This window comes from Haloferula sp. A504, assembly GCF_044385805.1.
Taxonomy (GTDB): domain Bacteria; phylum Verrucomicrobiota; class Verrucomicrobiia; order Verrucomicrobiales; family Akkermansiaceae; genus Haloferula.
In genome coordinates this window covers 119,407-141,783 of sequence record NZ_JBISBU010000007.1, presented here as the reverse complement: position 1 = coordinate 141,783, position 22,377 = coordinate 119,407, and the positions used below count along the sequence as shown (strand labels likewise).

The window sequence follows — 22,377 nt, the reverse complement described above, 5'->3', positions numbered from 1 at the left end:
TTGAAAAACGTCAAATTTCTGACATTTTCGATCGGTCATGATCATTCGCTACACCTTCAGGAATTTCTACTCGTTCGCGGAAGAGACCGAGGTGGACTTCACCGTCGGTCTTCGCGCCGGCGACCGTCCAGGAATCGTGGAGACTGAAGCTGGCTACCGCGTGAACCATGTGACCGGGGTTTTCGGGGCCAATGCCTCGGGCAAGACCAACCTCCTCAAGCCGCTGGGTTTCCTCGCCTGGTTCGTCCTCGATTCAGCGCGGGCCAAGCCCGGTTCCGAAATCCTTTTCGAGGCTTTTGCGTTCGGTGATGGCGACGGCGAGCGGCCGACCGAAATTGCCGTCGAGTTCGAGTTCGGCGGAGGTCACTATCTGTATGAGGCGACCTTCCGCCGGGACCGGGTGCTGAGCGAGTCGCTTCACCGCAAGAAGACCCGCTTTTCCTACCTTTTCGAGCGGATTTGGGACGAAGAGGCAGGTGAATATGAATTCAAGGCTCAGGATATCGGCCCCGCTGCCCAGGTGCCCCTGCGGGCCAATGCCTCTTGGTTGTCCTCCGCGCTCCTCCAGGAGCACGAACTGGCCCTGCGCCTGCACCCGTTCTTTCTCTCGCTGCACGGCAACCTCGGGCCGGACGGTCGCACCCCGCTCCACGACGCGGAGTTCACCAATCTCGTGAGCGCCGCCGAGTTTTTCGACGCTGACCCCGAGACCCTACGCCGTGCTTCATCCTTGATGGCGGGCTTTGACCTCGGGCTGACCAAGGTACGGACCGAACGGATCAAGAACACCGGGCCGGATGGCAAGGAATACGAGTTTACTTTCCCGGTCGCCGAGCATCAGGTCGCCGGTCGGAACCATCTCCGCGCCTTGATGCAGGAATCTCGTGGCACTCAGGCGCTGTTCGTCTTGCTCCGCTACCTGCTTCCCGTTCTGGAGTCCGGCGGAGTCGCCTTTATCGACGAGTTCGAGTCCGGGCTCCACCCCCACATGGTCCGCGCCATTGTCGATCTGTTCTTCAACCCCGCCACCAATCCGAAGGACGCGCAGCTGATCGCCACCTTCCACACCGACTTTCTGCTCCGTGATACCCTCCACAAATACCAGGTCTACTTGGTCGAAAAGGGCGATGACCTCGTCTCACGAGCCTACCGTTTGGACTCCTTCCGCAAAGCAAAAGGAGGGAAGGCGCCGCGCAATGTCGAAAACCTCTTCGAGAAATACCACGCCGGCAGCTACGGCGGGGTTCCCGAGTTTTCCTGAGATTCGACGACAATGTCCCGCAGCCAACCTCAGAAACGAAAGCCGCGATGCGCACGGCGCACGGCGCAGATCGTGGTTGAGGGCTTTACCGAGGAAGCCTTCTGCAAACATCTGAAGGCTCTCTACGCACGGGACTGCGGCGTGCGGGTGGAGATTCACAATGCCCGGGGCGGATCGCCACAGGATGTCATCAGATCCGCCATCAAACGCCGGGGCTTCGACCGCACGCTGGTTTTGTTCGACACCGACCGGCCTCTTCCGGCGGTTTGGCACCGCAAGGCCTTGGCGAACGGGTATCAACTGGTTACCCCGTCGCCCTGTATCGAGGCCTTTTTGCTCGAACTGCTGGGCCATCCGCTACCCGGCGACACAGCGGCCTGCAAGCGCGCGTTCGATGCCGTCCTGCCCCCGCCCGGAAAGTATCTGCCGGAGCCCTACGCCGAGCATTTCCCCGATACACTCCTCCGCCACGCCCAATCCCCGCTCCTCAAGCAACTCCTCTCCGCCTTCCGACCATGAGCGACGACACCACCGACTCCGTCACGCTGGATGACCTGCTGCCCACCACGCCCGACCTCCGCGCGGAGCGCCTGGCGGAACTCAAGCGCCTCTTCCCCGACCTCTTCACCAACGAGGGCCGGCTGAATCCCGACGAACTCAAGCGCCTCGTCGAGCCCAACGAGGTCCACGAGACCGAGCGCTACGAGTTCAAGTGGTACGGCAAGGCCGCCTCCAAGCGGGAAGCGTTCACGCCGACGACCGCGACCCTGGTCTATGACGAGGAGCGCTCCGTGAATCCGGACAAAGCGGACGGGAACATGATCATCGAGGGAGAGAACCTCGAGACGCTCAAGCTGCTGCTGAATGCCTACAGGGAGCAGGTGAAGTGCATTTACATCGACCCGCCCTACAACACCGGAAGTGACTTCATCTACAAAGACGACTACGCCCGAGAAGTCGCCCGATATTGGGAAGATACAGGTGAAACGGCAGGCGGCGTAAAACTAACGTCAAACCCGGATACTTCGGGTCGCTATCATTCCGACTGGCTTTCAATGATCCACACTAGGCTCCTCGTAGCACGGAGTCTCCTGAGTGAGGCTGGCGCAATTTTCATCAGTATTGACGATCACGAAGTGGCAAATCTCCGAAGGGTCGCTGACGAAGTGTTCGGGCGCGAAAATTTCGTTGCCCAGTTCATTTGGCAGAAGATGGATAGCCCGAGTCGAAACGAGGAGGATCGCTTTCATTCAAACTATCACGAGTATTTGCTGGTGTATCAGCGGACGGAAAAATGCCATTTCTCGCGAATGGCTAAGGAAAAGATCCTTGATGCCTATCCGCTTACGCTTGCGGACGGACGGAAGGCTCGCAGACGCCAACTTAGAAAGAATGGAAAAAATGCGCGCCGAAAGGATCGCCCCACCATGTGGTATGCGTTGGAATCTCCCGATAAAGAGGAAATCTGGCCAATTCACCCTAAGGAGGGGTGGGAGGGCCGCTGGGTACTGAGCAAAGGCGAGTGGAAGAATCGAAGCGATGCGGGGCTCACGGAGTGGATCAAACGCGATTACGGCTGGGCTCCATATTACATTGAGATTGCACCGCAGGAACCGACGATTCCATGGCCGTCGATCATGGACTATGTCGAGCAGAACCGGCAGGCCAAGGCGGAATTCACTGAGATTATGGGGTCATCGATAGAGTTCGAGACTCCCAAGCCTGCCTCCTTACTAAAGGCCATTATCGAGATGGCCTCGAACGATGACGATCTGGTTATGGATTTTTTTGCCGGCAGCGGAACATTCGCCCAAGCGGTTCTACAGCGCCCAGACGATCTCCTTAGGCGGAAGTTTATTGTCGTCCAAGTTCCGGACTCTATTCCAGCTGACGATCCTATTCACGATCTCGGCTTCAAGGCGATCTCTTCAATTACCATCGAGCGCATCAAACGCGTAATCGAAGGCTACGGCGATGATCCGCAGCCGATTCCCGACGCCGGGTTCAAGGTCTATCGGCTGGCCAAATCGAACTTCCCGCGCTGCGAGTTCAAGCCCGATCCCGAAGCCACCGACGAAGAGAACGTGGAATCGCTCCGTCGCTACATTGAGGAGAAGGAGGCGGCGTTCTTCCTGACGCTCGACGAGGCGGGCGAGCGGGCGGTGTTCGACGAGGTGCTGCTCAAGAACGGTTTCCAGCTCCACTACAGCCGCGAGCGCCGCGACGACTTCGCCGACAACACCGTCTGGGAAATCGCCGACCCGCGCCGCAAGGCGCTCGTCTGCCTCGCCTGGAGCGAGAACATCCAGGACGCCACCATCGCCCGCCTCCGCGAGCTGGCCGAGACCGGCGACAAGCCCTTCTTCATCTGCCTCGAACGCTCTCTCTCCACCACCGCCAAGTGGAACCTCAAGCACCTCCTCGGCAACCACTTCAACGCGTTCTAGGATGCACCATCCGGCATTCGAGAAATCCCAACGTCATCCACAGGCAGGGTTCGCGACAGCAGCCACGAGCCCGCCCGCCAAGCCATGAATCCACTCGACCAACTCACCATCCGGGGATTCAAGTCGATCCGGGAACTGGAAGATTTCAAACTTCGATCCCTCAATCTCTTCATCGGTGCGAATGGAGCGGGTAAGAGTAATCTGATCGGCTTCTTTCGCCTCCTGAACGCCTTCATGGACGGTCGTTTGAACGATTTCGTGATCGATAGCGGAGGGGTGAGCGACCTTCTCTTCAACGGGCGGAAGGTCACCGGGGAGATGTATTTTGAAACCCGGTTTGGGGATCGGGGTCACCGCTTCACCTTGAAGCCCGGACCCGATGAGGAGCCCGCCATCGTCGATGAAGCTCGCTACTACCGCCATTCGCAGAGTGGCTGGTGGGAGATGGGCGACAATTTGCAGGGTCGCTCCAAGGTCGCGGCGGAAGCACAAGGAGACAGCGAGGATTCCGCGTACAGCAGGCCGGTCGTCAATGCGATCCGTTCCTGGCAGATCTACCACTTCCACGACACCAGCCGCAGCGCCCGGATGCGTCTCTATGAGATTGTCGAGGATGACGATGAACTGCGCACGGATGGGGCCAACCTCGCTCCGTTTCTGAAACGGCTCCGGGATCGGGAAAAGCCCTGTTACACGGCGATCCTCGATGCCGTGAGGTTGGTTTCCCCATTCTTCGACGATTTCGTACTCGAACCCAGGGCGATGGGGGCGGCGAAGAAGATCAATCTTTCATGGCGACAGAAAGGCTCGGATTATCCGATGCAGCCCTACCACCTTTCCGATGGGACGATCCGCTTCATCGCGCTCGCGACCGCGCTGCTGCAGCCGGAGCCGCCGTCCTCGATCATCATCGACGAGCCGGAACTGGGCCTGCATCCGCACGCACTTTCGATTTTGGCCGAACTGATCCAGGACGCCGCCAAGCGCACCCAGTTGATCATTGCGACCCAGTCGGCCACCTTGCTTGACCAGTTCGGGGTCGAGGACATCGTGGTGGTCAAGAGGGAGGACGGCGCCTCGACCTTCAGCCGGTTGGAAGAGAAGGACTACAAGGCCTGGCTGGAGTCCTACACGGTCGGCGAACTCTGGACGAAGAACGTGATCGCGGGAGGCCCGAGCCATGAGTGAGCCGGTTTACGTCGCCGTGATCTGCGAGGGTCCCACGGAGCGGATGTTTGTCGAGGAGATCCTTGCACCCCATTTCCAGACGCTTGGCATTTACATGACGCCGACGATCCTCACGAAGAAGGGCGAAAACGGGGGTGATGTGAAGTACAGTCGCCTTTATCACGATCTTCAAACCCACCTCCGTCAGGGTCACAATCGATGCGTCACCACGCTTCTTGATTTCTATGGGCTGAAGGATCATTGGCCAGGCTACGAGGAGGCGAAGCGGGAAACCGCTCCGAGTGCGAAGCAGACGATGCTTTCGGATGCGGTGAAGGAGACGGCGAACAGGACTCTCGAGGAGTGGCGTTCGTTCGAGCGATTCCTGCCCCACTTCGTGATGCACGAGATCGAGGCCCTGTATTTCAGCTGCCCGGAGACCTTGGCCGACAAGCTCGGTGTCGAACCCGGAGTGGTGCAGGCGATTGTTACGGAATGTGGGGAGCCCGAGGCGATCAATCATGAGCGGGACACATCGCCGAGCCATCGTCTGGATGGCCTGGCCAGCGGGCACTTCCGGAAGACTTCGACCGGCATCGCCATCGCCAAGGAAATCGGGCTGTCCAAGATGCGGGAGGTCTGCCCATTGTTCAACCAGTGGGTCACAACCATCGAGGGATTGGCATGAGGGCCGGGTATCTACCTGACACCGATAGCCGAGCTGGAGTAGAGACCCCCGGTTGGAGATGAGTGCAAGTGAAGCGATTGAAGCGGCCTACAGCGCCGGCCTTCAGGTCTTCGATGGTGAGATCCGGAAGAAGGAGGCTCTTGAAAGCCTCAGTCGCGCGGCTTTGGCACCGAGTTCCGCGTCGAGCCTGGTGTGGATCGTCGGCAAGATGCTCAAGGGGGAGAAATACACCCGGGCGCTGAACATCCGGGACACCGACTCATATCTGACATGGATTCGGCGAGACAAGGGGGACGCGGGTCTTCGGCTGGCGCTTGAGGCGCTGCGGAAGCACATCGCCTACTACGAGAAGGTGAGGGGCACGACCCGAACCGGATTGCGCGAGGTGCTCGAAAAGCACAAGAAGTTCCTCGGAGCGGCTGGCGCGGGCGGCATCCTGCTGGAGTATCTGGATCGCGAGTCGCGGGGCTTCGTGGATCTCCTGCCCTTGGAGTGGTTCGCGGAGGAGGGGACGACGCGGGGGCTGGTGCATGAGGTTCGTGGGTGCAAGGGTGGGGTCTTTCAGGCGAAGTGCGATGTCACGGTGACCGGCGACCGGGCGGATCTTGATTACACGCGATACCCCCGCTTCAACCGGGCACAGGGCATGTGGCTTGGCATTGCGCGGATCGAGTTCGGGGATTTGGATCGGACCTCGGTCGCCGGACTTTCGTGGCAGGGTGAGGGAGAAAAGGATTTCCAGAAGGTGCCCTTCCGGACCGGCGGCTTCGAAGTCCCTCCGGTCGGCAGCTATCAACCGCCAACGGGTCGAGGAAAGAAGGTCATCCGCGAGGTTCGGGAGCGCGAAGGCCAGGGCAAGTTCCGGCGTAGCCTGCGGGCGATCTACGACAACCGCTGCTGCATCACCGGCTGCCGGGTCGTGCAGGTTCTGGAGAGTGCCCACATCGATCCGTATCAAAGTGAGGAATCCAATCACGTGGCGAACGGCCTGTTGCTGCGGGCGGATCTCCACACGCTTTTTGACAACCATTTGATCGCGGTGAAGCCCGGAACCTTGGTCGTGTATCTGGCCAAGGAACTTCGCGAGGATCCGAGCTATGCGGAGTTGCACGGGAAGCGGCTCGAACTGCCCAAGGAGCCGTCCCATCACCCGGACCGAGGAGCCTTGGAAAGGCGCTGGTGCGAGTTTTGTTCCGCAGGCTTGTCGAACTGATCATGGTGGCACTGGTTAAGGACGGGAATGGTGCGCTCGCCGTCATCGGAGTCGTGGCGGCGACCTGGTTGGTGGGAGGCGGAATGCTTTGGGGGCTGCGAAGGTCTCGGGACTGGTGGCGGAAGCGGTATCGGGAGCCGTTCCACCAAGGTATCCTGCGACCGCCGGGATGGGGGTGCTTGGAGCGGCGGCAGGATGCGCTGTTTGATTTCGCCTCGCTGGTGGGTGTCCTGCCGGTATTTGCGGCGGGTCTGGCGTATGTCGCGATCACGGCTTCGTGGGAGGTAAAGCTCGGATGCGCGCTGACGGGAGTCCCGTTGGGGGTGATTGGCGTGAGGCACCTCCTTCAGTCGTATCGGTCGGCTCGAATCGCACGGCTTGGCTTCCTAGGCGAGTGCGCGGTGGCGGAGGCGCTGCTTCCGCTGGCGGCGAAGGGGTGGCGGGTATTCCACGATTTGCCGATGGAGGTGGAGGGGCGGGTAATCGACGAGGCGGCCGTGGAGAAGGTCGCCGCGAAGCTGGAGGAATGGTGCCGCGTCCTAAGGTTTGAGCAGGAGGATGAAGATGCGGGCTGAAGCCCGCGGTCCGTCCCGCGCAGCCGCTTGGAATGGCACTTCAGCAGAACTTGTCGTGGAGGATGTGGAGGCCGAGGAGGTGGTTGAGCAGCGCGTCCTTGCGGACGAGTGAGGTGGGGTCGGTGTCGGCGTCGTAGTCGCGCAGGAAACCCTCGACCCGGTCGGGCGAGAGGATGCCGCAGCGACTCACGGCGTCGCGGTTGAGGAAGGAGTGGATGAGTTCCCGGACGCGGGCCTTCTTCTTCTCGTCGGTGTGCGCGGGAGGGGCCATGAAGGCGAACTTCTCCCGCTTGTAGAGAACCTCGGGCAGCACGCCCTTCACCGCTTCGCGCAGCACGTATTTCTCGATGTTGCCCTTGATCCGGTAATGCGGCGGCACCTTGAAGGCGGCCTCGGCGAGGTGGTGGTCGAGGAAGGCCGGGCGGCTTTCCATCGAGTTGGCCATGTCGACGCGGTCGCCGCCCCAGTTGAGGATCTGGCCTTCGAGCTGGCACTTGGCCCAGGTGTACTGGGCGCGGTCGAGCGGGTGGCGGCCGGCCATCATCGAGCCGTCGATGCGCGAGGCGATCTCCTCGATCGGGTCGTAGTCCGCCAGTTCCCGGGCAACGTCGTCGGCGAGCAGGGGACGGGCAAGGTCGAGGGTTTCCATCCACGGCTGGAGCCATGAGGGGGTGAATCCGCAGATGGCGTCGAAGGCCGGGTGATGGCGCTCGTTCTCGGAAAGGATCGCCCCCTTGAAGAGCTGGTTGGTCTTCTCCAGCGCGGCCTGGTATTCGGCCCGGATGTGTTCGGGTTCATGGTCGATGCCGTGGAGGAACATGTCGCGCTTGAAACCCGGGTAGCCGGCAAAGATCTCATCGGAGCCCTCGCCGGTGACCACGCAACGGTAGCCACAGTCCCAGACGCGCTTCGACATCAGGTTCTTCGCCACGCCGAGGGTGTTGTAGAAGGTGCGTTCGGCGTGCCACACTGTGTCGATGTAGTTCTGGCCGTAGAGGTCGTCCGCCGCGAGGGTGATCATCTCCTGGTCGGCATTCATCGACGCCGCCATTTCCTTCGCGATGCTGCTTTCGTCGTAGTCGACGTTGTCGAAGGCGATGGTGAAGGCCTTGACCGGTGACTGCATGGCACCCGTGGCGAGGCCGAGAATGCAGCAGGAATCGATGCCTCCGGAGAGGTAGCAGCCGACCGGGACGTCGGCCTCGAGGCGGTGGACGACGGCGCGGGTGAGTTCCTCGCGGACGCGTTCGACATGGTGGTTCTCGTCGTCGGGGTGGTCGTGGCCGCCCTCCTCCGGGAAATCGAGGTCCCAGTAGCGGATCTTCTCGATCGAGAGCCGGTCACCGTTCTTGCGGATGCGCAGCAGGTGGCCGGGCGAGAGCGATTCGATGTTCCGGAAGGCGCTCATGCCGGGCGCGATGGTTTGCATGAGCTGGTGCAGGGCAGCCTTTTCGTCGAGTTCCGCGGGGATGTCCGGGTGGGCGAGCAGGGCCTTCACTTCCGAACCCCAGTGGATCGTATGATCGTCCTGAACGTGGATGAAGAGCGGCCGGATGCCCCAGCGGTCGCGTATCAGAAGCAGTTCATCCTTTTCCTGGTCGTAGAGCGAAAAGGCGAACTCGCCCCGGAGGTATCGGGTGAAGTCGAGTCCGTGCTTGCGATAGAGTCCGAGCGCGATTTCGGAGTCCGACTTGGTGCGGAAGCGCTGGCCCTCGGCCATGAGGACCGAGCGGTGGAACTTGAAGTCGTAGAACTCGCCGTTGACGGTCGAGACAAAGCGGTCGTCGTGGGACCGGATGGGCTGCACGCCTCCCTCGAGGTCGTTGATCGACAACCGGGTGTGCCCGAAGGCGACGCCCTTGTTTCTTTCGAGCCAGGTCGTCTGGGCATCCGGTCCGCGGTGGAGGATGGCCTGCAGTTGTTCGTGGAGGATGGGTTCCCGGTTGTCGGGAAGAGGTCGGGCTGAGAAGGATCCGGCGATTCCGCACATGGTACAAGTTCAGAGTTCAGAGTTTTGAGTTCAGGTGGATGGGGCGGGTTGCTCGATGAATTTCGTATGGATGAGAGGACAAGGGCTTTGAGGGAGAGGTTGATGCGGTTCTCGCTGAGGTGTCTGAAACTGTTCCGGGCTTTGCCGAGGGTCGACGAGGCGCGGGTGTATGGAAGGCAGTTGCTCCGGAGCAGTTCTTCGGTGGGCGCAAATCATCGGGAAGCTTGTCGGTCGAGGTCGAAGGTCGAGTTCCGAGCGAAGCTGGGAGATTCCCTGAAGGAGATGGATGAAACCTGTTATTGGCTGGAGTTGATTCGCAAAGCGGAGCTGATGGATCCGGACAAGATGGCCGATCTGGAAAAGGAGGCCGACCAGTTGACCGGGATTCTCGTAACCATTCTCAAAAACTCTAAACTCTAAACTCTGAACTCTAAACTCTGAACTCCGAACTCTGAACTCTGAACTCTGAACTCACAACTCGGGCAGCCGGTCGAGGCGGCCGAGGACGGCGAGGAGGAGGGCCTGGCGGATGAAGACGGCGCCGTGGGCCTGGGAGAAATAGAGGTTGTGGGGGGTCTTGTCCAAGGAGGTGTCGAGCTCGTCGAGACGCGCGAGCGGGTGGAGGATGACCGCGTCCTGTTTCAGCGGGCTGTCGGCGTCGAGCTTGTAGCGCGAGTCGAGCGCCTTGTAGGAGTCGCCGAGGAAGGCGATGGAATTCATGTAGATGATGTCGAGCTGGGGAAGGCTTTCGCGGATGTCGTTGGTGACTTCGTAGTCGATGTCGGCCTGATTGAGGCTTTCGATCACGTCCGGACCGAAAGGATCGGCCATCTCGGAAATGACGGTGACCTTGCTGATATGCTCGTGGAAGAGCAGCGACATCAGGAGGAATGACTTCACCGCACGCATCGAGCCGGGGGTGCCGAGGATGCCGAGTTTCAGCTTCTGGTCACCGGTTTCGAACGGGGCGGCGAGGCGCGGTTTCCATTTGAGCAGCGCGTACCAGTCGGCGAGGGCCTGGGTGGGGTGCTCGCCGGATCCGTTGCCGGCATTGATCAGCGGGATCCGCAGGTTCTCCAGGATTTCCTTGGGTGCGCTGGTCTCGGTGTGCCGCATGACCACGCAATCGCAGTAGGCATTGAACATCTCGCCGATGTCCTGGATCGATTCGCCCTTCTTGGCACCGGTGATGGATCCATCGGGGATCGAGATCACCCGTCCGCCGAGGCGGTGGGCGGCACTCTCGAAGCTGGTGCGGGTGCGGGTGGATGCCTCGAAGAAGGCGGTGGTGATGATCTTGCCGTCGAGGGGGTGGTAGGGCCAGATCTCGATCTCCTCGAGGACCGCCGCGAGTTTGCAGAGTTCGGCGACGAGTTCGAAGCTGAACTGCCGGGCGTAGAGCACGTTCTGGCCGCTGAGTTGGGCGAGCACGTCGAGGTTCGGCGGGGCGGACTCGAAGAGGTTCAGGGGCTCGGGCCGGGTGGCCTTGGATCCCTCGGGAGGTTCCAGGTAGGCGGCGGCGGGATTCGGTTCGGGCTGATCGGACATGGCTCGGGGCGGGTGTCTTGCGTTTACCAGAGTTGGCCTCGCTTCCAGTCGACGACCAGCAGCACGGTGAGTGCGATCGCCGCCAGGGCGGTCCACGACAGGCCGCCGAGGATCAGGAGCTTGAGGAAGACGGGGCTGAACATGGTTCAGGAGGCGGGAGGGAGGGGGTCGGCCATGATCCACCGGGCGGCGATGGTTGCAACCATGGAAACGGCGGCGCCGACGAGCGAGGCGGTGAACCAGCCGAAGTCGGGGTGGTAGTAGGCGATCACCCCGAGGACCGATCCGGCGACGATTCCGGCGATGACCAGCGGGCGATTGAGCTTGCGCCAGTAAAGGCCGGCGACCACCGGCCAGATCAGCGAGGCGACCAGGGGGCCGGAGGAATAGAGGACGTTGACGATGGGCAGGCGCTTGATGGCGATGCTCCAGGCGATGATGCCGATCCCGATGATCACCACCGCGGCGATGCGGCGGAAGTTGGCCTCCGAAGGGTGGCGCTTGAAGATGCGGTTGGCGGCGTCGTTGAGCACCAGGTCGGAGGTCGCGGCGAGCAGGGAGTCGATCGAGGAGGCGATCGAGCAGAACAGCACGATGAGGATCAGGTAGCCGGACACCGGGCCGAGCCAGGTGCCGGCGAGGACGAACTCGGCGACGGCGGGGCCGGTCTGGTTGGGGTCGGTGATGTTGACCCCGAGCGGGCCGGCGGCGAGGGCCGCGAAGCCGGCGGCGATCGGAATGGGAAACCAGAACAAGCCGGAAAGGAGGAAGGCCTTCGGGGCGACCTTTTCTTTCATGGCGAAGGCGCGGGACCACCAGACGTTGTTGTGGAAGACCTCGCCGAAGCCGAACAGCATGATGTTGAAGAACGAAAGCAGGGCCACGGGCATCAGCGGGTTGAGCAGCTCCGGCTGCACCTCGGCGATCTGGCGATGCGCGGTCTCGAAGTCGAGACGGGTGAGGACCAGTACCCCGATGAGGACGATCCCGACGAGGATGATGAGGCTCTGGATGAAGTCGGTACCGACCACCGCGTAGAGACCGCCGAAGAGGGTGTAGAGGACGCAGACGACCAGGATCAGTGTCATGCCCCGGCCGTATTCGATGCCGGTGAGGACGTTGAGAAGCTCCCCGCCGGCGATCGCCATGGTGACCAGCCAGGCAAGCGAGTAGACCATGGTGATGATGAAGAAGACGACCCATCCGCTCTGGCCGAAGCGGTGGTGGAAGAAGTCGCCGGCAGTGACGCCCTTCGGCAGCAAGTGGCGGATGCGGATGGCCAGCGGAGCGAAAAGCATGAGCCCGAAGGCGGCGGTGGAGTAGCCGATCATGCCCCAGATGCCCTGGGTGAAGGCCAGCTTGGGCGCGACCATGACGGTGTTTGAAGTGACCCATGTGGCCATGGCGGTGGCGGATCCGAGGGCGAGGCCGATGTTGCGGCCGGCGAGCATGAAACCTTCCGAGCCCTGGGCGCGACGTCCCCACCAGACACCGAGGCCCACCCAGACCACGCCGAGGACCAGCACGACGGCCCAGGCGCTTTGCTGACTCATGGACACGGCGAGCGTCATCGGGCGGGGTTGCGTTGGTGGGTGAAGTGGCCGTGGAGGATGACCACCACCGTGGAGGTCACGACCAGTGCCCCGAGGATCAACAGCAGGCGAACCTTGCCGGCGTCCATGTAGGTCACCTCCAGTGCGAGGGGAGGAGACCAGGGGCCAGCTTCGCCGTCTTCGTTCGTGGCGCGCACCCGGAACCGGTGCCGCCCTGCGCCGAGCCCGCTGCGCACCGAGGAGGCTTGCGTGCCGTCGTAGCGCACCTGCGGCGTCGACCCGGGGGGCTGATGCTCGAGTTCGAAACGGGTGCCCCCGGCCCGGGTCCACTCGAGGTCGACCACTCCGTCGGACGATTGATGGATGCCGTCGGTCTCGGGGAGCGTCGATTTCAGCTCCGGAGCGGAAGGTGTTGCCGTGCCGAGGCTGACAACTGTGCCCCAAAGTATCCCGGCGATGACCGATGGACGGAGTGGGGAATTGGAGCGGTGAAAGCGGATGTCTCCGGCGGGTTGAATCGATATTACTGCCCGGCTGACAGGTCTGAAATGGCGGACAAAGGGTTGGTGAAGAGGGCGGCGATTGCAAATTCTTTCTGGCCGATGGCGGCGTCCGGCCCTTGGGTGGGGCCGATGCCTACGACCGAAGAAAACGTTTCCATCGACCGGATCAGCAGTGACCTCAAGGAGCTGGCGAAGATCGGGCGGGCCGAGGATGGCGGGGTTTACCGGATGGCTTTCAACGAGGCCGACATGCGCGGCAAGGATTGGCTGGAGCAGAAAATGCGCGAAGCCGGTCTGGAAACCCGCCGCGACGGCGCCTGCAACCTGATCGGGCGTCTCCCGGGTCGCGATCCGGAGGCGCCGGCGTTGTTGATCGGATCCCACATCGATACGGTGCCGTGCGCCGGGATTCTCGATGGCACCCTGGGCGTCCTGACCGGCCTCGAGTGCCTGCGGGTGATGAAGGAAAGCGGTCGCCAGCCGGTTCAGGACGTCGAGCTGTTCGCCTTTTCCGACGAGGAGGGTCGCTTCGGGGGCATGTTCGGCTCCCAGGCATTGGCGGGCCTGATCACCCCCGACACCATTCACAGCGCCACGGACCCGGGCGGCGAGCGGCTGGAGGATGTGATGAAGGCCGCGGGCCTGGACCCATGGGAGGCGCTGCAGGCCCGGCGTGATCCGACGACCATCGGCGGCTACCTCGAGTTGCACATCGAGCAGGGCCCGGTGCTCAGTGCGGACGATCTGCAGGTGGGGGTGGTCGAGGCCATCACCGGGCTTTTCAAGTGGAGCGTCACTCTCAGCGGTGAGCCCAACCATGCCGGAACCACGCCCATGATCATGCGCCGGGACGCCTTCATGGGGGTGGCGGACTTCGCCCACGAAGTGCCGCGCATCCTCGACGAGAATGGTTCCGAGCGGTCGCGGGCGACCATCGGGCGGGTTGAATTGTCGCCCGGTTCACCAAATACCGTGCCGGGCGAGGCGATGTTCACCATCGACGTCCGCGATACCGACGAGACCGTGATGAACGAGCTGGCGCAGGCGACCCGCAGGGCGCTGGAGGCGATCGCCCGGCGTCGCGGATTGCGCTTCAGCTACCATGTCGACAGCTGGATCAAGCCGGTCACCTGCGATCCGGAGTTGGTTTGGTGCGTCGAGAATGCGGCGGAGGAGGAGGGCCTGCGCTATCGCCGGATGGAGTCCGGCGCGGCGCACGATGCCCAGATCATCGCCTCGATCTGTCCCGTGGGGATGATCTTCGTTCCCTCGTTGAACGGGAAATCGCACTCGCCAGCCGAGTGGACCGCGTGGGATGACATCGAGGCCGGTGCCAAGGTCATGCTCGGTGCCATCGATCGACTGGCATTCCGCTCGTGAACGAGGGTTGCCCGGCGTGGCCGGTGCCCGTAGCTTCCTGCCCGATGGACGTGACGCCGATTCAGGACCCGCTGCGCAACACGTATCGCGAGGCGTTCATCACGAACCCCTCCCGGAGCGCCCATCTCGCCGACGGCAAGGTCGCGCTGATGTGCATTGATGTTCAGTATCTCGATGCGGCCGAGGGCTACGGGGTGTTCTCCGATCCCGAAAAGAGCGGCGTGCCCGAGAAGGGCCGGCGATACTATTTCGATCGCCTCGAAACGACGGTCCTGCCGGGGATCCGGCAGCTCCAGGATGCCTTCCGTGGGAGCGGACTGGAAGTGATCCACTGCCGCATCTGCGCGCTCACCAAGGACGGGCGCGACCGGGGGGCGGGCCATCGCCGGCTGGGACTTCTGGCGGCCAAGGGAAGCAAGGAGGCGGAGTTCATCGAGCAGGTGGCCCCGGTCGGCGACGAGATCATCATCGACAAGACGGCGAGCGGCGTTTTCTCGTCGACCAACCTGCACTACATCCTGGGGAATCTCGGCATCCGCTCGCTTTACTTGTGCGGGGTGTACACCAACGAGTGCGTCGAGACGGCGGCCCGGGACGCCTGCGACCTCGGGTATTTCGTGACCGTGGTCGACAACGCCTGCGCCACCGTCACGCCGCGGCTTCACGAGGCCTCGCTGGCGACCCTGCGCGATCGCTACGCGCGAATCTGCACGGTCAACGAGGTCTTCCGCGACCTCGACGAACTGCGTGACAGCAGCACCGCCGGCATCATCACCCAACACAGTTGAAAATTCACCGACCACTCGCCGAGGCATGTGTCACCCTCCTGAATTCCGTGCTGGAGGATGGCCGGGTGCTGGATCACGAGGTGGCGGCGGCCTTCCGGGCCAACCGGCGCTGGGGCAAGCGTGACCGCCATTTCATCGCCGACTCGGTGTGGGAGGTCGTGCGCTGGCGCCGGGCGCTGGCTCATGTCGCCGGTTCCGATGAGGTCGAGAAACTGCTCGCCGTCGTCTGGCGGAGGAATGGCTACGCGATCCCCGAATGGTGGGCGACGCTCGATGAGGATGTGGGTGAGCACGAGGCTACCCTCGAAGCCCAGCCCGTTGCGGTGCGCCAGTCCGTGCCGGACTGGCTCGATGCCCGGGGGCGGGAAGAACTCGGGGAGGACTGGTTGCCCATTCTCGAGGCCCTGAACCAGCGGGCACCGGTCTTTCTGCGCGTGAATCGTCTGAAGTCGAACCGTGACACGGTCCTTGCATGGCTGGAGTCGGAGGATGTCGCCGCCTCGGCGGTCGATGGAGTGCCGGATGCAATCCGCCTCGAAGGCATGCTGCCCAAGCGGCTGTCTTACGATTCTCGAATCGAGATTCAGGATGGAGGCAGCCAGATGATCGCGCCCTTCCTCCAGGTCGAGCCGGGAATGAAGGTCATCGATGCCTGCGCGGGGGCCGGGGGCAAGACCCTCCATCTGGCGGCGCTGATGCAGGGGCAGGGGGAAGTGGTGGCGCTCGACGTCAGTCAGCGGCGGCTCGACGAATTGTGGAAGCGGGCGAAGCGGGCCGGGTTGCGGAATCTGAAGATCGAGAGATGGGATGACCAAAGCCTGGCCAAGTGGCGTGGCTGGGCGGATCGGGTGCTCATCGATGCCCCTTGCTCCGGACTGGGAACGCTTCGCCGGCAACCGGATCTGAAGTGGAGTCTGACCGAAGCACGCCTGGCCAAGGTGATCCGAACCCAGCGCCGCCTGCTCGACCACTATCCGGAGATGCTGCGCGAAGGCGGGAAGTTCGTCTATGCGACCTGCTCGGTCCTGCCGTCGGAGAACCGGGGTCAGGTCGAGGCGCTGCGGGAGCGCGACCCCCGGTGGGAGATGGAGGACGACCATGCCGTCGATCCGGGCACCACCGGTTTCGACGGCTTCTACATGGCGCGCTTGTCGAAACGGTAGTCTCCAAATTCGCCATCATCTTGGAGCTGACACCTGCCGGCAATCCTTGTCAGCATGCCGGCGATGAAGGTGAAAGCGGTCTGTTGCCAGAACTGCGGTGCCGACTTGGAAGTCGACGAGTCGATCCGCTTCGTGACCTGCAACTTCTGCGGCTCCAAGCTGGAGATCGTCCACGATTCCACGACGACCCATTCCCGCCTGTTGGAGGAGATCGGAGAGAAGACCGATCGCATGTCGGAGGACCTGAAGGTCATTCGCCTTCAGAACGAACTCGAGCAGATCGACCGGGAGTGGCAGGCGCAGCGAGAGGGGATGATGACGAAGAACAAGGACGGCAGTCGCTCGAAGCCGTCGGTGTTCGCGTCGGTCTTCGGGGCCGGGGTGGTGATGGTGGCCGGGCTGGTCTGGTTCGCCATGATGGCCGGCGTGAGCTCAGCCGGAGGGCCGAGTGGATTCGGCATGTTCGGCTTCGTCATCATCGGCATCGGCGTGGTGATTCTGATCAGCGGCGTGAGCCGGGCAGGCCGGTATCAGCAGGCCGAGGCGGAAATGCTCAGCAAGCGGCGCAAGTTGCAGGCGAAGCTCGACGCCTTGAAGTAGCCACTACGCCTTCTGAAGGTAGCGCCTCTGCGCTTCGGCTTCAGGATTCAGCGCCGCCTCGGCATTCTCGGGCTTGGTGTCCGCCACCAACTCGTCGCGATACTTCGCAATGATCGCCTCGACCGGCCACGAGCAGGCTTCGCCGAAGGCGCAGATGGTCTTGCCGTCGATCTGGTGGGCCACGCTCTCGAGGATGTCGATGTCCCTGGGCGATGCCTTGCCGGCGACGATCCGGTCGGTGATTTTGCGCATCCAGGTCGAACCCTCGCGGCAGGGGGTGCACTGGCCGCAGGACTCGTGGGCGTAGAACTGGTTGATGTTGTTGAGCACCCACGACATCTTGCGCGAGTCGTCCATGACGATCACGCCGCCGGATCCGGCCATCGAGCCGCAGGCGGCGAGCGAATCGAAGTCCATCGGGATGTCCCAGAACGACAGTTCCTTGTCGGTGCCATCCGGACCCTGGCCCTTGAGGGTGAAAGTCTCGTCGCAGCGCAGGATCTTGGCCGAGGAACCGCCGGGAATGACGGCCTTGAACTCGCGCCCGTCCTTCGGGCCACCGCACATGTCGTAGAGCAGTTCGCGCATGGTCACCTTGCCGACCTCGACCTCGAAGTAGCCGGGCTTCTTCACGTCGCCGGAGACGCAAAGGATGCGGGTGCCGGTGTTGCGCGGGGTTCCAAGCTTGGCGTATTCGTCGCCACCCATGCCGATGATGTGCTTCACGTGGCACAGCGACTCGACATTGTTGACGATGGTCGGGCACATGTAGAGCCCGAGGGCGGCCGGGAAGTAGGGGGGCTTGATGCGCGGGTAGGGCCGCTTTCCTTCGAGGGACTCGATCAACCCGGTTTCCTCGCCGCAGATGTAGGCTGCGGCCCCGCGGTGGACGTGGATCTCGACGTCGAAGTCCGAACCGAGCACTCCCTTGCCGACAAAGTTCTTCCCCTTCGCTTCGGCGATGGCGGTTTCGAGGGTTTTCGCCGCCTCGGGAAACTCCTCACGGATGTAGATGTAGGCGACGTGCGCACCCACGGCGAGGCAGGTGATCACCATGCCCTCGATCAGCTGGTGGGGGTCCTGGTGGAGGATGTAGCGGTCCTTGAAGGTGCCGGGTTCCGATTCGTCCGCATTGCAGATGAGATAGACCGGCTTGGTGTTTTTCGGAGGGATGAAGCCCCACTTCACCCCGGTCGGGAACCCCGCTCCGCCGCGCCCGCGCAGGCCGGATTTCTTCACCTCATCGGTGATGACCTGCGGGTCCATGTCCATCGCCTTGCGCAGCTGCTCGTAGCCCCCGTCCTCAAGGTAGCGGTCGATCGACGGGTTCCAGCCGACGCGATCCACGTTCCGGAAGATCATCCGGTGTTCGCGCGGGTCGGGCTGCTTGCCTTCGAGGTATTGGATTTCGCTCATGGTCTGCTCAGGCCTTGGCGTATTGATCGAGGAGTTGCCGGGACTTGTCCGCATCGACGCCTTCGTGGAAGTCGTCGTTGACCAGGCACACCGGCGCGGTGCCGCAGGAGGCGAGGCACTCGGCGAATTCCACCGACCAGGTGCCGCACGGGGACACGGCGATCGGATGGTGATGCGGATCGAGTGAGCTGCGGTCGATGCCGGTGATCTCGCAAAGCCGGTCCATCAGCTCGTAGGAGCCGCCCATCGCGCAGGAAAGGGTGCGGCAGACGCGGATGTGGAACTTGCCCGGCGCCGACTGTCGGAAGCCCGGGTAGAAGGTGACGACCTCGGCGACCTTGATCGGCTCGATCCCGAGGCGGTCGGCGGTCCACTGGATGGCTTCGGCGCTGATGAAACCGTGGTGATGCTGGATGTGGTGCAGGATGGGGAGCACCGCCGAGCGCTTGTGGTCATCCGGAAACTGCGCCAGACGACGGGTGGCCTCGGCCTCCAGTTCGTCGGTCGGCTTGAACGGGGGAAAATGCTTGGTGCCCGGGGTCTCCGGGGACGCGACCAGTTCCTTGAGGACGGCTTCGGACATGGCTTACTTCACGAGCTGGCCGAGTTCGGCCAGGGATTCGGTTCTGCTGACGATCTTGCCATCCAGCCCGCAGGTGATGACGGAGGGAATCCCGGAAACCTGATGGGGGAACTTTTTCTGGAAGTCGTCGGCCTTGCTTTGCTTCAGAATGGTCCAGGGCATCTTCTTGGAAACGGCGTAATCCTTCATTTCCCTGGTGTTCTGGTCCCATGTGATCACGACGATTTCAAAATGGTCGTTCTTGTTCTCGTTGTACCATTTCACCAGCGACGGGGTGTAGCGCTGGCAGGGGCCGCACCATGAGGCCGTGTAGTAGAAAATGTAGTATTTCTCCGGTTCTGGAACGTCACAGCTCTCAAGGGTCTTGCCGTCGAGTCGCAGCAGGTTGCCTTCGAAGAAGTCGTCGAAGACGCTGTCACCCCCGGTGCCGCGGGCTCCGACCCGGTCCGGCTTCCACTCGGTCAGGCGTTTCGCGTCCTCGGCGGAAAGATCGCCGGCCTTCAATTCCACCACCTTGCCCGAACGCAGGGAAAAGCGCCCGACCAGCTCGCCGCCAACCTCCGTCACGGAGAGGAGGTTCATCGTGGCGGTGCGTCCATCGGCGCTGGTCCATTGCTCGAAGGCGGCTGTCGCCAGCGAGGAGAGCAACAGGGTGATGAGAAGGATGCGGAGCTTCATGTTCTTGGATGGTTGGCGTGTGGTTGGAGGTCACCGGTCACACTCGCCCATCACGAAGTCGAGCGACCCGAGGATGGCGGGGATGTCCGAAACCATGTGACCCGGGAGAAGCCTGGAGCAAAGCGAGAGGTTGCAGAAGGAGGGGCTGCGGATCTTCAGGCGGTTCGGCACGCCGCCGCCGGTCGAGTGGATGTAGAAACCGAGTTCACCCTTCGGGTTCTCCGCACCGAAATAGACCTCGCCGGGCGGCGCATCGATGCCCTGGGTGGCGACGATGAAGTGGTGGATGAGCTCCTCCATCGACATCATGACCCGCTCCTTGTCCGGGAGGATGCCCTTGTCGTGGGCGAGGTTGACCGGGCCGTCGGGCATCGTGTCGAGCACCTGGCGACAGATCCGGATCGACTGCCGCATTTCCTCCATCCGGATCTGGTAGCGGGAGTAGCAGTCGCCTTCATCGGCGACGGGGACGTCGAAATCGTAGGTTTCGTAACCGAGATACGGATTGTCCTTCCGCAGGTCGCGCGCGACCCCCGAGCCCCGGAGGTTCGGCCCGGTGATGCCCCAGGCGATCGCGTCCTTCTTCGGGATCACGCCGACGTCGGCCATCCGCTCGATGAAGATCCGGTTCTTGTCGAGAAGCTTGGCAACCTCGTCGATGGTCACCGAGCACTCGTCGAGGAACTTGCGCACGGCCGCCGCGAAGCCATCGGGCATGTCGCGGACCTGGCCGCCGACGCGGGTGTAGGAGGTGGTGAAGCGGGCGCCGGTGAGTTGTTCGCAGAGGTTGTAGACCTTCTCGCGCTCGGTGAAGGTGTAAAGGAACACGGTCATCGCCCCGACGTCCATGGCGCAGACCCCCACGCCGAGCATGTGCGAGGAGATGCGGGCCAGTTCACAGCACAGCACCCGCAGTGCCTGGCCGCGGGGAGGGAGCTCCCAGCCCATCAGCTTCTCGACCGCACAGGCGTAGGCGACATTGTTGGCGAGCGGGGCCAGGTAGTCGAGCCGGTCGGTGTAGGGCACGAACTGGTTGTAGTGCATCGACTCGGCGATCTTCTCATCGCCGCGGTGGAGGAAGCCGACATCCGGGTCCGCCTTTTCGATCACCTCGCCATCGAGTTCGAGGACGAGGCGCAGCACCCCGTGGGTCGCCGGGTGCGAGGGGCCCATGTTGAGCACCATCTTTTCGCCCATCATGTCGGTGGTCTCGGCATGATAATCGGCGGCCTTGCTGCCGACATCCGGGGCCTCGTATTCGGTGGTCTTGGGGCTGCTCATGAAAAATCCGGCTGGAGAATCAGGACGCAAGACCGGGACACGGGCAAGGGGTTTGTGAAATTTTTCACAAAGTCACTCCAACGCCCGAAAAGGCCTCCGGCGGGCGTGCGATCGGGGGGGCTACTGCTTCCGCAACTCGTCCTCGAGGCGCTCGGCGAGCCACTGCTTCATCATCGACTGGTAGTTGAGGAAGCGGGAGCGGGCGATGCGCTTGATGCGCGACAGCATGCGGGGGTCGAAGCGGAGGGTGATGGTGGTCGATTCGCGTGAGTCCGGCTGGTGGATCGAGCCGGCCATCAGGCGCCCATCCAGCTCGTGTTCGAGCCAGAATTCCGCCTCGTCCTTCTCGTCGTCGAAATCCGGGATGTCATCCCAATTGGTGATTGTTTTCATCTCGGCTACTTGAATTCGGCGTATTTCCGCTCGTAGAAGCGTTGTTCTCCCTCGCTCGCCTCCCGGGCGGCGACCACGCGGGCGACCTTGCCGTCCGTCCAGAAGCACAGGAACAGATGCCGGTCGCCGACGGTCCGCCCGAGCGCATAGAAACGGGTTTCGGAGTCCGGCCGGTCGATTTCCGGAAGAAAGCGGATGGCGAAAGGGTCCTCCATCGCCTCTTCGACCTCCTTGGGAGTGAAGGCCTTGAGGTCGAAGTGGACGTCGATGAGGTCGAGTTCCATGAGTGCGTGCCCGGAGGGAACAACGGGAAGCCGACCGGGGGAAGCGGATTCTACGGAGTTCCCTGCGGGATGCCGGGCTCGGTGAAGAAACTTCCCTCGTGGAAGAAGGGCTCTTCGGTGGGGATCGTCGGCTGCCGGACGTCGGTCTTGCTGGTGCTGCCCCGGACGCCGGGCCCGGTGACCACCTGCCGGGTCGGCAGGAGACCGCCCTCGCGCTTCTGCTGACGCTGCTGGTTCATCGTCCGGGCAATGGCACTCTTCGAATTTTGAGGGAGCGGACCAAAGACCTTGTTACCCGCGAGAATCGAGGTGGCGACGAGCTTGGCGATGTCGATGGTGACCGGTTGGGGAACAACCCGCGCGTTTGGCCGCATCACGATCATCTGACCGGCGGGGACCAGCACCGGGTCCTTCTGGCCGTTGATGTAGAGTTTCTGGGTGCCTTCGAGGGTGAGCAGCTTGACCCACTGGCCGGGGCTGTACTCGAACATCGAGGTGGTGCCGGTGATGGCCGCGGTGACGGTGGCGGTGCGGATCGTGGCACCGCCCGCCGACTTCGGCACCTGGAGCAGCACCGAGCCGCGCTCGAGTTCGACGTCGCGGGTGCCGTTGCGGAAACGGAAAACGGAATTCTGTCCGAGGCGGGTGACGGTCTCGTCGGTGAAGACCAGCTCCGCGCGCGAATCGCGTCCGGTGCGGACCGAGTTCGAGCCGCCGATGGTTTCGCCGACGTTGGCGGGCCGGGGATCGCGCGAGCTGGTGTAGATGCTGACGTCGTTGACGGCCTGGGTGACTTTCGCCGACTTGAGCGGGGCGGCGATCGCCGGGGCGGCGAGGAGGAGCAGGAGTGCGGTCGTTTTCATGGC

Annotated in this window: 23 protein-coding genes; 12 read left to right on the top strand and 11 right to left on the bottom strand. The window is 62.7% G+C overall.

What is annotated here, in order from left to right:
* Nucleotides 1-37 precede the first annotated feature (37 nt).
* From ACG2LG_RS05970 to ACG2LG_RS05940, 7 genes are all read left to right on the top strand, one after another.
* Nucleotides 38-1,261, top strand: coding sequence for an ATP/GTP-binding protein (locus ACG2LG_RS05970; protein WP_396257223.1), 1,224 nt, complete (start codon nt 38-40; stop codon nt 1,259-1,261).
* 12 nt (nt 1,262-1,273) lie between these two features.
* A complete protein-coding gene (locus tag ACG2LG_RS05965; RefSeq protein ID WP_396257221.1) occupies nt 1,274-1,780 on the top strand; it encodes a hypothetical protein in 507 nt (168 codons plus the stop codon).
* Complete coding sequence (locus ACG2LG_RS05960; RefSeq protein ID WP_396257219.1) at nt 1,777-3,708, top strand: site-specific DNA-methyltransferase; 1,932 nt, start codon at nt 1,777-1,779, stop codon at nt 3,706-3,708. The genes ACG2LG_RS05965 and ACG2LG_RS05960 overlap by 4 nt, the downstream gene beginning before the upstream one ends.
* A gap of 84 nt (nt 3,709-3,792) precedes the next feature.
* A complete protein-coding gene (locus ACG2LG_RS05955) occupies nt 3,793-4,896 on the top strand; it encodes an AAA family ATPase (RefSeq protein WP_396257217.1) in 1,104 nt (367 codons plus the stop codon).
* The gene (locus tag ACG2LG_RS05950; RefSeq protein WP_396257215.1) at nt 4,889-5,563 is read left to right on the top strand and encodes a DUF4276 family protein; all 675 of its coding nucleotides are present in this window, start codon (nt 4,889-4,891) and stop codon (nt 5,561-5,563) included. The genes ACG2LG_RS05955 and ACG2LG_RS05950 overlap by 8 nt, the downstream gene beginning before the upstream one ends.
* A gap of 58 nt (nt 5,564-5,621) precedes the next feature.
* On the top strand, nt 5,622-6,776 hold the full coding sequence (locus ACG2LG_RS05945; RefSeq protein WP_396257214.1) for an HNH endonuclease: 1,155 nt from the start codon (nt 5,622-5,624) through the stop codon (nt 6,774-6,776).
* Nucleotides 6,777-6,778: 2 nt separating this feature from the next.
* Nucleotides 6,779-7,351, top strand: coding sequence for a hypothetical protein (locus ACG2LG_RS05940; protein ID WP_396257212.1), 573 nt, complete (start codon nt 6,779-6,781; stop codon nt 7,349-7,351).
* Nucleotides 7,352-7,391: 40 nt separating this feature from the next.
* Here ACG2LG_RS05940 and asnB read toward each other — a convergent pair whose 3' ends face one another.
* The gene (gene asnB / locus ACG2LG_RS05935) at nt 7,392-9,341 is read right to left on the bottom strand and encodes an asparagine synthase (glutamine-hydrolyzing) (RefSeq protein WP_396257210.1); all 1,950 of its coding nucleotides are present in this window, start codon (nt 9,339-9,341) and stop codon (nt 7,392-7,394) included.
* 66 nt (nt 9,342-9,407) lie between these two features.
* On the opposite strand from asnB, the gene ACG2LG_RS05930 reads away from it, so the two are divergent.
* A complete protein-coding gene (locus ACG2LG_RS05930; RefSeq protein WP_396257208.1) occupies nt 9,408-9,761 on the top strand; it encodes a four helix bundle protein in 354 nt (117 codons plus the stop codon).
* Between the two features lie 51 nt (nt 9,762-9,812).
* Here the strand turns inward: ACG2LG_RS05930 and ACG2LG_RS05925 are convergent, their stop codons facing one another.
* The 3 genes from ACG2LG_RS05925 to ACG2LG_RS05915 form a co-directional block, all read right to left on the bottom strand.
* Complete coding sequence (locus ACG2LG_RS05925; RefSeq protein ID WP_396257207.1) at nt 9,813-10,889, bottom strand: aspartate carbamoyltransferase; 1,077 nt, start codon at nt 10,887-10,889, stop codon at nt 9,813-9,815.
* 146 nt (nt 10,890-11,035) lie between these two features.
* On the bottom strand, nt 11,036-12,442 hold the full coding sequence (locus ACG2LG_RS05920; protein WP_396257205.1) for an urea transporter: 1,407 nt from the start codon (nt 12,440-12,442) through the stop codon (nt 11,036-11,038).
* Between the two features lie 14 nt (nt 12,443-12,456).
* On the bottom strand, nt 12,457-12,786 hold the full coding sequence (locus tag ACG2LG_RS05915; protein WP_396257203.1) for a hypothetical protein: 330 nt from the start codon (nt 12,784-12,786) through the stop codon (nt 12,457-12,459).
* Nucleotides 12,787-13,074: 288 nt separating this feature from the next.
* On the opposite strand from ACG2LG_RS05915, the gene ACG2LG_RS05910 reads away from it, so the two are divergent.
* The 4 genes from ACG2LG_RS05910 to ACG2LG_RS05895 all read left to right on the top strand — a co-directional run bounded on the left by ACG2LG_RS05910 (nt 13,075) and on the right by ACG2LG_RS05895 (nt 16,876).
* Nucleotides 13,075-14,325: a Zn-dependent hydrolase gene (locus tag ACG2LG_RS05910; RefSeq protein ID WP_396257201.1), complete on the top strand. Its 1,251-nt coding sequence runs from the start codon at nt 13,075-13,077 to the stop codon at nt 14,323-14,325.
* A 44-nt stretch (nt 14,326-14,369) separates the two neighbouring features.
* Nucleotides 14,370-15,113 (top strand): cysteine hydrolase family protein, encoded by a 744-nt coding sequence (locus ACG2LG_RS05905; RefSeq protein WP_396257199.1) that lies wholly within the window; start codon nt 14,370-14,372, stop codon nt 15,111-15,113.
* Nucleotides 15,110-16,276 carry an RsmB/NOP family class I SAM-dependent RNA methyltransferase gene (locus tag ACG2LG_RS05900; RefSeq protein ID WP_396257197.1) on the top strand — a complete coding sequence of 389 codons (1,167 nt, stop codon included), beginning with the start codon at nt 15,110-15,112 and terminating at the stop codon, nt 16,274-16,276. Before ACG2LG_RS05905 ends, ACG2LG_RS05900 begins: the two co-directional genes overlap by 4 nt.
* A 63-nt stretch (nt 16,277-16,339) precedes the next feature.
* A complete protein-coding gene (locus tag ACG2LG_RS05895) occupies nt 16,340-16,876 on the top strand; it encodes a hypothetical protein (RefSeq protein WP_396257196.1) in 537 nt (178 codons plus the stop codon).
* A 3-nt stretch (nt 16,877-16,879) separates the two neighbouring features.
* Here the strand turns inward: ACG2LG_RS05895 and nuoF are convergent, their stop codons facing one another.
* The 7 genes from nuoF to ACG2LG_RS05860 form a co-directional block, all read right to left on the bottom strand.
* The gene (gene nuoF, locus ACG2LG_RS05890) at nt 16,880-18,292 is read right to left on the bottom strand and encodes an NADH-quinone oxidoreductase subunit NuoF (protein WP_396257194.1); all 1,413 of its coding nucleotides are present in this window, start codon (nt 18,290-18,292) and stop codon (nt 16,880-16,882) included.
* Between the two features lie 7 nt (nt 18,293-18,299).
* Complete coding sequence (locus ACG2LG_RS05885; RefSeq protein WP_396257192.1) at nt 18,300-18,875, bottom strand: NAD(P)H-dependent oxidoreductase subunit E; 576 nt, start codon at nt 18,873-18,875, stop codon at nt 18,300-18,302.
* Nucleotides 18,876-18,878: 3 nt separating this feature from the next.
* The gene (locus tag ACG2LG_RS05880; RefSeq protein ID WP_396257190.1) at nt 18,879-19,553 is read right to left on the bottom strand and encodes a thioredoxin-like domain-containing protein; all 675 of its coding nucleotides are present in this window, start codon (nt 19,551-19,553) and stop codon (nt 18,879-18,881) included.
* A gap of 30 nt (nt 19,554-19,583) precedes the next feature.
* Complete coding sequence (nuoD, locus tag ACG2LG_RS05875; RefSeq protein WP_396257188.1) at nt 19,584-20,834, bottom strand: NADH dehydrogenase (quinone) subunit D; 1,251 nt, start codon at nt 20,832-20,834, stop codon at nt 19,584-19,586.
* 120 nt (nt 20,835-20,954) lie between these two features.
* On the bottom strand, nt 20,955-21,227 hold the full coding sequence (locus tag ACG2LG_RS05870) for a CopG family antitoxin (protein WP_396257186.1): 273 nt from the start codon (nt 21,225-21,227) through the stop codon (nt 20,955-20,957).
* 5 nt (nt 21,228-21,232) lie between these two features.
* Nucleotides 21,233-21,511 (bottom strand): BrnT family toxin, encoded by a 279-nt coding sequence (locus ACG2LG_RS05865; protein WP_396257184.1) that lies wholly within the window; start codon nt 21,509-21,511, stop codon nt 21,233-21,235.
* Between the two features lie 50 nt (nt 21,512-21,561).
* Entirely contained in the window at nt 21,562-22,374 is an 813-nt protein-coding gene (locus ACG2LG_RS05860) for a FecR domain-containing protein (RefSeq protein WP_396257182.1), read from the bottom strand.
* Between the last annotated feature and the right edge of the window lie 3 nt (nt 22,375-22,377).